At 60.4% G+C, this 12994-nt stretch carries 12 protein-coding genes and 1 pseudogene; 2 read left to right on the top strand and 11 right to left on the bottom strand.

All coding sequences use genetic code 11. The features are described from left to right. Positions 1-48: 48 nt before the first annotated feature. The 11 genes from ACFPFG_RS22290 to ACFPFG_RS22240 all read right to left on the bottom strand — a co-directional run bounded on the left by ACFPFG_RS22290 (position 49) and on the right by ACFPFG_RS22240 (position 11342). Positions 49-828 (bottom strand): ZIP family metal transporter, encoded by a 780-nt coding sequence (locus ACFPFG_RS22290; RefSeq protein WP_046238798.1) that lies wholly within the window; start codon positions 826-828, stop codon positions 49-51. 32 nt (positions 829-860) lie between these two features. Further along, positions 861-1535 carry a hypothetical protein gene (locus tag ACFPFG_RS22285; protein WP_046238814.1) on the bottom strand — a complete coding sequence of 225 codons (675 nt, stop codon included), beginning with the start codon at positions 1533-1535 and terminating at the stop codon, positions 861-863. A 5-nt stretch (positions 1536-1540) separates the two neighbouring features. Beyond that, positions 1541-2188, bottom strand: a complete 648-nt coding sequence (locus ACFPFG_RS22280) for a HupE/UreJ family protein (RefSeq protein WP_080945296.1) — start codon at positions 2186-2188, stop codon at positions 1541-1543. Positions 2189-2325: 137 nt separating this feature from the next. Next, positions 2326-2694 carry a hypothetical protein gene (locus ACFPFG_RS22275; protein ID WP_128422650.1) on the bottom strand — a complete coding sequence of 123 codons (369 nt, stop codon included), beginning with the start codon at positions 2692-2694 and terminating at the stop codon, positions 2326-2328. A 134-nt stretch (positions 2695-2828) separates the two neighbouring features. Beyond that, positions 2829-4169 (bottom strand): MFS transporter, encoded by a 1341-nt coding sequence (locus ACFPFG_RS22270; RefSeq protein ID WP_046986836.1) that lies wholly within the window; start codon positions 4167-4169, stop codon positions 2829-2831. Between the two features lie 47 nt (positions 4170-4216). Then, positions 4217-7450 (bottom strand): CusA/CzcA family heavy metal efflux RND transporter, encoded by a 3234-nt coding sequence (locus ACFPFG_RS22265; RefSeq protein WP_046238794.1) that lies wholly within the window; start codon positions 7448-7450, stop codon positions 4217-4219. After that, positions 7447-8631, bottom strand: coding sequence for an efflux RND transporter periplasmic adaptor subunit (locus tag ACFPFG_RS22260; protein WP_046238793.1), 1185 nt, complete (start codon positions 8629-8631; stop codon positions 7447-7449). Before ACFPFG_RS22260 ends, ACFPFG_RS22265 begins: the two co-directional genes overlap by 4 nt. After that, a complete protein-coding gene (locus tag ACFPFG_RS22255) occupies positions 8628-9821 on the bottom strand; it encodes a TolC family protein (RefSeq protein WP_088165682.1) in 1194 nt (397 codons plus the stop codon). The genes ACFPFG_RS22260 and ACFPFG_RS22255 overlap by 4 nt, the downstream gene beginning before the upstream one ends. A gap of 212 nt (positions 9822-10033) precedes the next feature. Further along, on the bottom strand, positions 10034-10582 hold the full coding sequence (locus ACFPFG_RS22250; protein WP_046238812.1) for an RNA polymerase sigma factor: 549 nt from the start codon (positions 10580-10582) through the stop codon (positions 10034-10036). A 20-nt stretch (positions 10583-10602) separates the two neighbouring features. Then, a complete protein-coding gene (locus ACFPFG_RS22245) occupies positions 10603-11049 on the bottom strand; it encodes a periplasmic heavy metal sensor (RefSeq protein WP_046238792.1) in 447 nt (148 codons plus the stop codon). After that, complete coding sequence (locus ACFPFG_RS22240; RefSeq protein ID WP_046238791.1) at positions 11046-11342, bottom strand: CnrY/NccY family anti-sigma factor; 297 nt, start codon at positions 11340-11342, stop codon at positions 11046-11048. Before ACFPFG_RS22240 ends, ACFPFG_RS22245 begins: the two co-directional genes overlap by 4 nt. Positions 11343-11787: 445 nt before the next feature. Here ACFPFG_RS22240 and ACFPFG_RS22235 point away from each other — a divergent pair. Then, positions 11788-11946, top strand: a pseudogene (locus tag ACFPFG_RS22235) (IS5/IS1182 family transposase); the annotation flags it as partial. A 439-nt stretch (positions 11947-12385) separates the two neighbouring features. Continuing rightward, complete coding sequence (locus ACFPFG_RS22230; protein ID WP_046238789.1) at positions 12386-12871, top strand: DUF6328 family protein; 486 nt, start codon at positions 12386-12388, stop codon at positions 12869-12871. Positions 12872-12994 lie beyond the last annotated feature (123 nt).

The following is a 12994-nucleotide window of genomic DNA, read 5'->3' as shown; positions in this document are numbered from 1 at the left end:
TCGCCATCAAATTCTCCCCGATTTTACGAACTAATCTCATGCCGCAGCTTAGTGTTCTCCAAGCAACAAGATAACGGAAAAAATCATGAATACACCGGAAGCCATCCATAAAAACTGCCCCATGGATTCCTTGGGACTCTTCTGAATTTTCAGTCTAGGAACGATATCCGCCAGCGCGACATAGGTGAAAGAGCTCGATGCCAAAGCCAGCAGCAAAGGGAGCCACGGGTCAAGTACGCCCGACAGGGCATAGGCGACGAGTCCACCGACAATGGTGAAGGCGCCGGCGCATGCCACTTTGGCTGTCGAACGAATTGCGCTATTGCCAAATTGCCGAACCACGGACAGGTCACCGATGTGATGCGGTATTTCGTGGAGCATGACCGCGGTAGTGGCTGTCATGCCTAACTGCGGGTCGATCAGAAAGGCCGAGGCGATCAGCACGCCATCGGCAAATGCATGAATGCCATCGGCGAAAATCAAGCTCCAAACGCCTGTATGTTTGCTATTTTTCGCGTGTTCAGGCTTGCATCGCATTTTTTCGCTCCCATGCTCGTGGGCGTGATGCCATAACTCAAGGCGTTCAAGCACGATCCATACGACAAGGCCAACCAGAAAAACGGTGAAGATCGTCCGACTGCTGAACGCGCCTTCCAACGCCTCGGGCATGAGGTTAAGGAACGCGGTGGACAGCAGTGCGCCGGCGGCAAAACTCAGCATTCTTTCCGCATTTCTGGAGAATCTTGAGCGCAAAATGCCGTCGGCTATCAGCACACTCCCCACCCCCGCCAGGAATGTGCCCATAAAAATGGCTGGAAATAGATTCATCGTTAAAGCCCCCCGTTACAGGGGGCAATGGATTACATACGTTTCAGAGAACCATATTCACCGGCGGTACGCAGTTTCATGGTGACTGCCGTTTGACCACGATTCCTCCAGTACCAGCCATGACTGCCTTTGAAAGCGGCTGTGAGGGTGCCCTTATCAGACGGCACGCCCTTGCCTTTTTCATAGCTGACAGAGCGGCCTGGCGCATCGCCATGGGCATCGAAATTAACGCCGCCACCCTCGGCAATCCAGTGGTAGGAGGCTTTGGCGCCTTGGTCCATGTTGAGCTTGTATTCGACGCCCTCGCCAGGCTGTAGCGTGAAGGTGACCTCATCCTTCCAGACAGGCTGGGACGGCTCCTGCTGCGCACTCACGGCGGCAGCGGTGTCGTGGTTATGGGCGTACCGATCCGTTGCAGCCGAAGCCGTGACAGCAGGGGCGGCGGGGACCACGGGCTGCGGCGCCGCAGCTTCGGCCTTGGCCACATCCTGCTGGCGATCTGCCTCGGCCTCTTGCGCCAGTTGATTTTTGATCTTGCCCATGTCCGTCAATTTGAGAACGCGGCCAATGCCGGTAGGATCGATCGCATATTCAGCAGGCAAAACGACGGTGACCAGGATGGCGACTGCAGTAATTGCAGCAATGACGGTCGATTTCACGAGTTGTTGGCTCGAAGGCAATTCGGTGATGGTAGGGACGGTATTCATAGTAATCAAACAGGGGTTGCAACAAAAAGGCCGACGGCTTGGTAGCCAAAAAGAATGAAGCCAGCCGACATCATGGCGACATTCACGGTGTAGGCATGCTTGGAAAAAGCCTGAGTTCTTCTCCAAAAACCCATTGCAATCAGAATTGCACCCAATGCCAGTAGTTGCCCCATTTCGACGCCAACGTTGAAGGACAACAGGTTCGGCACCAGTCCATCTCTGGACATGTCGTATTCCTGGATCTTGGTGGCAAGACCAAATCCGTGGCAAAGACCGAAGATCAAGGTCGCCACCTTGGTGTTGGGTTGGAATCCGAGCCACTGCCTCAAAGCGCCCAGATTGTCGAGTGCCTTATAGACCACGGACAGGCCGATGATGGCATCGATGAAGTAGCTGCTGACGCCAATGTCAAAGTAGACGCCGAGCAGCATCGTGGTGGAATGTCCGATGGCGAACAGGCTGACATACAGGCCAACATCTTTCAGCCTGTATAGATAGAAGATCACGCCAAACAGGAAAAGGATGTGGTCATAGCCCGTCACCATATGCTTGGCGCCCAGGTAGGTAAAAGGCATGATGTTCACGCCAGATATCTCCTGGATGTAACCCTTGTCTCCTTCGGTGACCGCGTGCGCCCACACCTCGGCAGGCATGGCGAGCAATGAGAATATGGCGATTAAAAATAGAAAGGCAAACAGCGGCCTTTCCTTTGCAGAACGCAAAAGCGAATAATTCAAAATTTTCCCCTACAAGTTTGATTTAATTATGCATATGAATGCACGAATCTAGGTCATACCCAGAACTTTGGGGGGCGTTCCAGTCTGTCGGCGGCTAAATCGTAGTGATGCCTGGATGCTATGGCGTAGTGCGCAAAAAGCAGCGCACGATGCCGCCATATGGGAACGACAAACGGATACGGTGTTTCGTGCGAATGGTCGCTGGCACTATGTTGGGTGCTTTTTTGCTCTTTTTCCGCCACCGAAGATGAATCGTCCACATGATCATCGTCAACTGGACTTTGATGCAAATGCAAGACATGACTACCAATCGGAGAATCATCCTGCATCATCGAAAAGAGAATCAGCCCATGGGACGCAAAAGATCCCAAGGTAGACATCATCATCCCAAGGAAAACCAGGATGATCGCGATCCATTTCAAGGGCCGGCCTTCTCGCGGATATTTTGCAAAATTCCCTGGCACGGAGCGAACCAATTCTTCAAGAAACAGAGGATTTCCAGCGAAAGGAAGTTTTCTTATATCCACGACGAGATACGAGATGCGCGGAATATCGCTCAGTGAGCGTCGGGCCAGCGTGGATGCAGATCGTCAATGGCAAACACATGACTGTGCTTGCGCTTTCCAAGCGGCATGCCTTCCTTCAGATGCTGGTCCCATGCCGGATCCTCCGGATGCTCATGCCCGATCTCATCTTCGTCGTCTTGCGGCCACAGCTTCCACGCGAGCGCCACGCCGATGACGGTGACAACGGCCAGCGCAGCGAAGGCAGCGGGCATGCCAAATCTGGCGCCCAGTTGGCCCGCCAGGGGATAGGTGATCAGCCAGCAGGCATGCGACAGCGAAAACTGCGCGGCGAATACCGCGGGACGGTCTTCGGCCGCGGCCGAGCGCCGCAGCAGTCGCCCACTGGGCGTGAGCGTCATGGAGTAGCCATGGCCGATGATGAACCACAGCATGAGGAATGCGGGCCATTCGTAGCCTGCCCCCATGGTGGAGACCAGCAGTCCGGCCAACAGGCCGGCGCCCATGAGGCTTGCGCCGAAAAGCATGGCGGGCCGGTCGGGCCGCTTTTCCAGGATCTTTGGCAGCCACAGTGCCATCAGCATCGATCCCCCGCCAAAGGCTGCCAGCGCGAACGGTACATCGGTGCTCGGCCGCTGAAGTTTGCTCTGGACATAGACCACGGTGTTGACGATCACCATGGCGCTGGCCGCTGCCGCAGCCAGATTCAGGGCGAGCAGGCCGCGCAAGCGTGGCGTGCGCAGATAGATGGACATCCCTCGGAAGGTTTTGGCGTAGATGCCGCCACGCACAACCACCGCCTTGGCCTGGGGCAGCGTGACCGATACCACCAAGATGGCCGAACAGAGAAAGCCCACCACGGTGCCGGCGAAAAGCCCGTGGAAGGAAATCACGGTCAGCAGCGCCGCGGCGAGCATCGGGCTCAGCAGGCTTTCCATGTCATAGGCCAGCCGGGACAGGGAGAGCGCGCGCGTGTAGTCCTTTTCTTCGGGCAGGACGTCCGGAATCGTCGCCTGGAACGTGGGGGTGAAGGCTGCCGAAGCGGACTGCAATAGGAAGATGAGGAGGTAGACCTGCCACACCTCGCTGACGAAGGGCAGTGAAACCGCCACCGCTGCGCGCACCAAGTCCATCGCGACCAGGAAGGCGCGCCGCGGCAGACGGTTGGCGAAAGCACCCACGACCGGCGCGATGCCCACATAGGCCACCATCTTGATGGCCAGCGCAGTGCCCAGAACGCTGCCCGCATTGGGGCCGGCGATGTCATAGGCGAGCAAACCCAGCGCCACGGTCGCGAGCCCGGTTCCGACCAGCGCAATGACTTGCGCCAGGAACAGGTGGCGGTAGGTACGGTTGGCTAATACTTCCAGCATCAGTGGCTCCTCAAGGGGATACAGCGTCTCTTGGTGGCATCACCCGGTTACAGCGAAGCCGGGACCGGCGAAGCCTGCGGCTGTTCACGCTCGCGCCTTCTCAGCACCATGCCGCAAACCGCCGGCAGCACAAACAGCGTCAGTATGGTCGCCGTGATCAAGCCGCCAATCACCACAGTGGCCAGCGGACGTTGCACTTCAGCCCCCGTCCCTGTACCGATCGCCATGGGCACGAAGCCCAGTGATGCAACCAGTGCCGTCATGAGCACCGGGCGCACGCGTTCCATCGCCCCTTCGATGACGGCCACATTGGCACTCAACCCCTCTTCCAGGCGCGATCGAATGGCGGAGATCAGCACCAGGCCGTTCAACACCGCGACGCCCGAGACCGCGATGAACCCCACCGACGCCGAAATGGAGAACGGGATGCCACGCAGGGCCAGGGCGAAGACGCCGCCAGCCAAGGCCAGGGGGACGGCTGTCAGCACCGTGGCGGTCAGCGCGACGTTGCCGATCGCCATGTACAGCGCCGCGGCAATCAGCACGAAGCAGGCAGGCACGATGATGGCCAGGCGCTTGGTGGCCGCTTGCAGGTTCTGGAACTGCCCGCCCCACTCGATCCAGGATCCGGAAGGCAGTTTGACTTCCTGTGCGATCCGGGCTGCGGCGTCGTCGACAAAGCTGCCCAGATCACGACCGACAACGTTGGCTTCCACATAGATGCGCCGCTTGCCGTTGTCGCGGCTGACTTCGTTCAGTCCTTGGGTGAATCGGAACTGCACCAGTTGGCGCAGCGGCACCGAGGCACGCGGCTGACCGGAGACCTCGGGCAACATCACGGGCAGCGCGCCCAGCACGTCGAGATTGCCGCGCTGCTCGCCCGGCAGGCGCACGACGATATCGAAGCGGCGGTCCCCTTCGAAGACCTGGCCCGCAGGCTTGCCTGCCAGCGCGGTGGCGACGGTATCGGCGACTTCCTTGACCGTCAGGCCGTAGCGCGCAATGGCCGCACGATCAAAGCTGATATCGAAGGTCGGAAAGCCGGTGGTCTGGGCCACGCGCACGTCCGAGGAGCCCGGCGTCTTGCGCAGCACCGACGCCACGCGCTGAGCGCTGGCGGCAAGCTGATCGAGATCTTCGCCGTAGATCTTGACGGCCACGTCGCTGCGCACGCCGCCGATGAGCTCGTTGAAGCGCATCTCGATGGGCTGTGTCACGTCGTAGTTGTTGCCGACAAGAAACGCCGTTTTCTCGCGGATGCGCTCCACCACCTGCTCCTTGGTCGTCACGCCTTCGGGCCATTCATCCTTGGGTTTGAGGATGATGTAGTTGTCCGACGCATTGGGCGGCATCGGATCGGCCGCCAGGCTGGCCGTACCGGCCTTGGAGTACACGGTCTTGACTTCCGGCAGGCTCAGCACGGCGCGCTCCAGCGGCAGATCGATGGCCGCCGACTGCTCGATGGAGGTCGATGGAATACGGACCGACGACAGGTTCAGGTTTTGCTCATCGAGCGTGGGCATGAACTCGCGGCCCACGAAGGTGAAGGCAAATGCGGCCAGGGCCAGTACCGCGACGCCAGCGCCCACGAAAGGCATGGGGTTCTGAACGGCCCGTGTGAGCAGAGGGCGATAGCGCTGCTTGGTGGCAACGATGATCTTGACTTCCTTCTCCGCGATCTCCTTGCGCAGCAGCACGGCGATCATCGCGGGCACGAAGGTCAGCGACAGCACGAAGGCGGAAGCCAGGGCCAGCATGAGCGTGATCACCATGGGCGAGAACATCTTGCCCTCCACGCCCTGGAAGGTCAGACAAGGCAGAAACACCAGGAAAATCACCAACTGGCCATAGACGGTCGGCTTGACCATTTCCTTCGATGAGGCGATGACCTCATCCAGGCGCTCCGACAAGGTCAGCAGCCGTCCCTCCTGCTGCTGCCTGTGGGCCAACCGGCGCAATGCGTTCTCCACGATGATGACGGCGCCGTCGATGATCAGGCCGAAATCCAGCGCACCCAGGCTCATCAGATTGCCGGAGATGTGCAAGGAGTTCATGCCGATCGCGCTGAACAGCAGGGACAGGGGAATGACCATGGCGGCAATCACCGCAGCACGCCAGTTGCCCAGCAAGGCGAACAGGATGACGACCACCAGCACGGCGCCCTCGGTCAGATTGCGCGCCACCGTGGTCACGGTCGCCACAACGAGCTGAGAACGGTCCAGGGTCGGGACAATGACCACGCCCGGCGGCATGGTCTTGGAAATCTCCTTGAGCTTGTCTCCCACGGCCTGCGCCACGGTACGGCTGTTCGCGCCCACCAGCATGAGGGCACTGCCCACCACGGTTTCCTGACCATCGCGGCTGGCTGCACCGGTGCGCAGTTCGCCGCCCACGCTGACCTTGGCCACCTGCCCGATGGTGACAGGAACCCCCTGGCGCTGTGCCACCACGGCGCGTGCGATCTCATCGACGGTGCGTATGCGCGCATCGGCACGCACCAGGTAGGACTCGCCCGAGCGCTGGATGTAGTTGGCCCCCACCGAGAGGTTGGCGTCCTCCAGCGCACGGTTCACATCGGCATAGGAAATGCCGAAGGCAGCCAGCTTGGCCGCGTCCGGCTCCACCAGGAACTCCTTGACATAGCCGCCCAGCGAGTCCACATCGGCCACGCCTGTTGTGGTGCGCAACTGGGGCCTGACGATCCAGTCCTGCACCGTGCGCAAGTACGCGAGCTTGGAGACGCGATCCTTGAGCCTCTCGCCTTCGTCGGTGAGGAAGCTGCCATCACTTTGCCAGCCCGGTTCGCCGTCCTTGGCGGTGGCGCCCTTGCCTTCGGGATGCTCGAACTCCACGCTGTAGTGGAACACCTCGCCCAGGCCGGTGGACACCGGCCCCATGCGCGGCTCAGCGCCATCGGGCAGGCTGGCCCGCGCCTGAGCCAAGCGCTCGGACACCTGCTGCCGCATGAAATACAGATCGGCATCTTCCTTGAAGATGGCCGTGACCTGACTGAAGCCATTGCGGGAAAAAGACCGTGTGCGTTCGACACCATTGAGGCCCGCCAACGCGGTCTCGATGGGATAGGTCACACGCTTTTCGACTTCCACGGGGCTCAGCGTGGGCACGACCGTGTTGATCTGAACCTGCTTGTTCGTGATGTCCGGCGTCACGTCGATCGGCAGCAGGTTGAGCTGCCAGCCACCGAACACCGCCAGCACCAAGGTCAGAAACAGCACCAACCAGCGCTGCCTGACCGATGCGGAGAGGATTGCGTTGATCATTCGTCGTCTCCGGCGTTCTTCTTGGCCTGCGCCTTGACCAGGAATGCATTGCGCGTGGCAACACGGTCACCGGCTGCTGCGCCTGAAATCACCTGGGCCACGCCGCCGCTACGCGCGCCGATCAGCACGGGCTGGGCACGAAAGCCCTGGTCCGTCTTGACGAACAGCACATCGCGCCCATCCAGATTCTGGACCGCGCTTTCTGGCACGGTCAGGCCGGAAGATCCTCCATTGCGGGCATGCAGCCTGACTTGAACGCCCTCGCCCACCACCAGGGCCACCTTGGGCTCGCTGGGCGTCAGCACGACCGTGGCCGCGCGCGAGGCGTTGCTCGCGGTGGGCGTGATGGAACGCACGATGGCGGCAATGGGGTTGCCACTGGAAGGGATGATGGTGGCCAGCTCGCCGACGGCAATGCGCCCGGCCTCGGCCGGCGTCACAGCGGCCTCGATCTGTAGCGCACCGGGAGCGGCCACGCGAAACAGCTCGGTGTTGGGCGCCACATAGGCCCCGACCACCGCATTCACCGCGGTGACACTGCCGGAAATCGGGCTCACCACGGCAACGGCACGCCCATCCTCCGAGACCTGGGCGGCGCGCGCCACGGAGCTCGCACGCTGCGACTCGGCCTCGGCCACATCCAGCCCCGCTTTGGCGGCGTCCATGTCCTGGCGGGGCGTCACGCCCTGCTGGAAGAGTTCGAGTTCGCGCGCATAGGATTTGCGGGCCAGATCGGCCTTGGCCTGGGCGACGCGACGGTCCGCCGCCATGGTTGTAGCGTCCAGACTATCGACGGTCGCGAGCACGTCGCCTGCCTTCACCGCATCGCCCAACCGCCGTGCCACGCGCTGAATCGTTCCGGTCGCGCGCGCCACCAGAACGGCCTCGCCGCCTGGCGCCGCCGTCACGGTGGCCGGAGCGAGAATCTCCAGGGCCACATCGCCAGGCGTGATCGCTTCCACTGTGATGCCCGCGGCCTGAAGATAGTCATCCGGTATTTGAACCACGCCAGCGGGTGCATCCGACGCGGGAGCAGGGGTCGGCGCCGAGGCAATCGCAGCGGCAGGCGCGACCGCGGGCGCAGACTTTCCGATCTGGGCTGCGCCAAAGCCGATTGCGGCGGCGGCACTGGCGACTCCAGCGACCAGCAGCCAGGGGGTAGTACGACGGTTCTCAGTCATTTGATTTCTTCTCCGAAGGCCAGGCGCCCTTCCGCCTGCGCCATTGCCGACAATGCGCGTACGCGCGCCAGACGCGCGCCAATGGTGGATCCGCGTGCCTCCGACAGGGCGCGGCGGATCACGAGCAGTTCCACCAGGGAGGTTTTGCCCGCTTCGTAGCCAACGCGGCCGAGCCGATATGCTTCATTCGCCGCGGCCTCGCCCGTCGATGCCGCCGTCAACCGCTGGTCGGCCGCCTGCACTTGCGCCAACGCCGTGCGCAGATTGGCCTGAGCCAGCAAGCGAGCTTCCTCCAGCCGGGACTCGGCGGCGATGACGCGCTGCTGGGCGGCAGAAATGCCGCCCGCATTGCGATCGAGCAGAGGAATCGTTGCGCTGACGCCCACGACATAACCGCTTTGGCTGGACCAGGCATAACGCCGCACGCCCGCACTGATACCGATTTCAGGCACCCACCTTTTTTGCTCGACGGTGACTTGTGCCTGAAGCGCATCGCGCTCCGCACGGGCGGTGACCACCGAGGGTGCCTCCTGTACCGACGAGGCAGGACTGTCGTTGGCCGCGTTCAGCAGCGTGCCGCTGACCCCTGAGTAGGCGATGTCCGATCCGACGAGCGCGGACAGGCGCTCCAACGCCTGGGTGAGGTCGGCCGCGCTCGCTTGCGTATTCGCCTGCGCGGCCGCCACGCTCGCCTGGGCCTGCGCCAACCTCAGTTGCGCTTCCTTGCCCGCTTTCACCTGGGCCTGTGCCACACCCAGATCGTCTTTGGCACGCGCCAGATCGTCCTGTGCCAGTTGCCGTAGTGCCTGGGCCGCTTCCACCGAGGCATAGGCCACGGCAAGGCCCGCGGCAAAATCGACCTGGGCCTGGTGACTGCGGGTCTGCGCCAATCCGAGATTGCGCTCGCCGGCCTCGATGCGAGCGGCCCGCTTGCCAAACACTTCCAGGGGCTGGGTAACGGTGTAGGTACTTTGGCGCTGGCTTTGGCCGCCGCTGGCCGGTGCGCCCAGATTTTCAAAGAGCGTGTCCACTCGCGGGTTGAGCAAGGCCCTGGACTGTTGCGCATCCGCTGCGGCAGCGCCGACATTGGCTTGTTGCTCCATCAGCGCAGGCGCTTGTGACAGTGCCTGTGCCAATAACTGTGCATAGACCGGCGCGTCAGCCGCGTTCGCATGGGTAACGCTCAACATGGCCACGCCAAGCGCCACGATGGCGCGTCGATAGGGGAGAACGGGAATGATGGCGAGCCTCCTTTCAGGCAGTCGGCACTCCAGCGTTTGTGGAGGAGTCAACTAGGAATACGGCGCTGCCCGCATCTCCCCCTCGTTCTCAGACAAAAAAAATTTACGACAAAGATGTGCCGTCCCTGTGCCGCCTTCCACGCGCCCAGAACGAGATCGGCTCAGGCGCTGCTACCGCGCGAAATCAGCAGGGTCAGCTTGCTGCGCGCCCGAGTGAGGCGGCCTTCAAGCGCCTTGAGGGTGATGCCCAGGGCGGCTGCGGCCTCGGGCTGGGTGAGTCCCACAATACCGGTCAGGACGATGGCCTCTCGCTGGTCACGCGGCAGCAGAGAGAGTGTCTGGGTCACTTTGGCCAGTTCCCTGCGGGCGGCCGTTGCGCGCTCCGGGCCAGGCGCGGGATCCGTTTGCTCGGGCGTGTCCGGGCTGAGCAGATCCAACGCGCCGAACAGGAAATTGCGCACCTTGCGGAAGCGGTACAGATCCCGCATCTTGTTCATGGCGATGCCGAAAAGCCAGGCGCGAAAAAGACGGGATTCATCGTAGTCGCCCAGGGCCTTCCACACAGCCACAAAAGTCTCCTGAGTCACGTCATCGATGTCGGTGTCAGGAATGCCAAAGCTGCGCGCGGCCTGTGTCACCGCTGCGCCATAACGGTCAACGAGTACCTTGAAGGCACGCTGATCGCCTTGCGCCGCGCGCTTGGCCAACACAGCGTCCGAATCCGAGGCAATCACTGCGAACCACGCCGAAGCGCTTCCACCAACACGTTGTCGTACGCCGGCCGATGCTCGGGCTTGAGTCCGGCCCGCATCTCGAAAACGTGCACGAGCGTGGCGCGCTGCAGATCTCCAGCGGCTTTCTCCACTTCACGAATGGCGGACTCGACCTCCGGCGACCAGGAGGGATTTTTGGAGATCGCTTCGGCCAACTGGCCATTCGCGGCGCGCAAGCGCTTTTCTATCTCCTGGCGCCGCTCCGCGAATGCCTGCTCTTTGGTCTCCAGGATTTGCTTTTCATTGGCGTCCAGGGGGACAGCGCGATGCAGCATCTCATGGAGGTCCGTCTCGGGTCGCGGCGCATTGTGCCGAACCATGACAATCGCCCCGGCCACCAGGACGCCGAACAGAGCCCCAGCAATCGTCGCCAACGCAAAACGTCGTAGTCGATGGGCCATCATTCCCCCACGAGCAAGCCGAACGGCGAGGCCGCCGGCGGTGCAGAAATCCAGGTGGCCACGGGCTGCTCCCATGCCTTGGCGGCAATCGAGTCCAACCCGGCGAGGGCCACTATCGCGGCAACGGCGGCGCACAACATGGCCAACCGGGCATCGTGTCTGGCCAGTGCCAAAGCTGAGGACGCGGGCGAGGTGCTCGCGCTGATCCGCTGCAAGACCTTGTCGCTATTGACAGGTGCATCGGCATTTTTGGTCAGGTTGGCTGCATCTGCGAGCCACTTGTCTATGTCCACCATGGCAGACCTCCTTTGGAGCTGTTCATCTCTCTATACGGCTGCGAAGCAATTTCCCCTCGGAAAATATGCAAATCTCTGCCAAAAGCTTAAGCGGCGTTGTCCTTGGCCGCCAGTCGCCTTGCCGGAGGACTGCAGCACGAAATACAAGACGTGTAAAGCTTGGGGGCACGTCCCCGCTTTCCCGAGCGCCTGGACTACACTGCGCCGCAATATGTTTCGCCGCCTGATCGTGCTTGTCCGAGTATGCTGCCTTTGCTGGCAGTCCTTGGACTTTGCGGGAGCCGGCGTCGCTTCGAGACATTGCAGCACGCCAGCTGTGTCATCGGAGATTGGATCGGCTTTTACAACAACCGCCGGCCTCAACAGAGGCTAGCCCTGAAGACCTCCACTGAAGCATTCGCATTAGCGGCCTGACCTGTGCAGGTTCTGCTTGGTCAATACACGGCTGGGCAAGCACCGGTGGGTGGTGGAGAGGACGCACAGCTGGTTTGCAGGCTTTGGCAAACTGAGAATCCGCTTTGAACGACGGCGGGATATCCACGAAGCACCGCTGAAATTGGCGGGAGCGATCATCTGCGCACGCTTCGTAGATCAGTGGTGTTAGCCAGTCTGAGTGGCGCGCGCACCTCGCCGCTCAATGAGTCTATGGGTTTCTCAAGGCAGAGCAAGCCAGCACCTATCTCGTCAGTCCCAGACCGATGACTGAATCAGAAGTAGGTGATCGCCGCGACTACTGTGTCCATCAAGTGCTATCGTAGAACACGAGAAGGCTGAGATGCCTTCGCGGACGCGACCCGGCGACGGAACACCTAAAAATTTAGGGGGAAACTTCTCGTGAAACTAAAAACTGAGTAGTCCACGATTTCAAAACTATGCTGCTCGAGCTACGCCAAGTGCTTGCTGTACCTCGCGTCGAAGTTCAAGACTCGAGGAGATTCGGCACCCACACTCAGCCGCAGGTGCCTTGATGTGGGCTTGAGCCATGTGCATAACACGCTCTAGAAAAACTATCAACGTAGGAATAAAGAAAAGGATAGCTCGGAATGAATACTTCACACATTCACACAAAAATAGATCAAGATGATCTTGAAGTCTATGATGATGGAGATTTGACGGACCTTCTTGGAGAACTCCGAGTCTTACTCCCTAGCTCACAGCTTCTTTCAGCATTTTTGATAACGGTACCCTTCATGCCGGGATTCAACGCCATCGCATATACTGAAAAATGGGTCTTCTTAGCGACATTTCTTTTGGCAGTGACGAGCCTAGTATTACTAAGCGCAACTGCCGTACAGCATCGATTGATACGACCGCTGATTGACAGACCTCGTTTTAAAACATTTGCATCACGCCAAATTCTGGCAGGTGCTGTAACGCTTGCGATCGCACTAATATCAGGCACACAGCTTGTTCTATCCACCATCTTTGGCCATTTCGTTGGTAGCTTAGCTGCGGCACTGATTGCGACCCTAATCTTCACGCTATGGTGGTGGCTGCCGCGTCGCTGGAAAGCGACTGAGAAATTATGATCAAACTCCAGATTTCATGTTACGGAAGATAGCTCACTATGCAGAAAAACTGATTTAGCAAGAATTATATGATTGTGTGTTCTTTGTCGAATTCCAGCTATTTCACAATTATAAACCACTAAT

Origin of the sequence: Delftia deserti, from assembly GCF_042653485.1 — a bacterium.
GTDB lineage: Bacteria > Pseudomonadota > Gammaproteobacteria > Burkholderiales > Burkholderiaceae_C > Comamonas > Comamonas acidovorans.
Note: the sequence above shows the minus strand (reverse complement) of the source record. Positions and strands in the feature narration are given on the sequence as shown.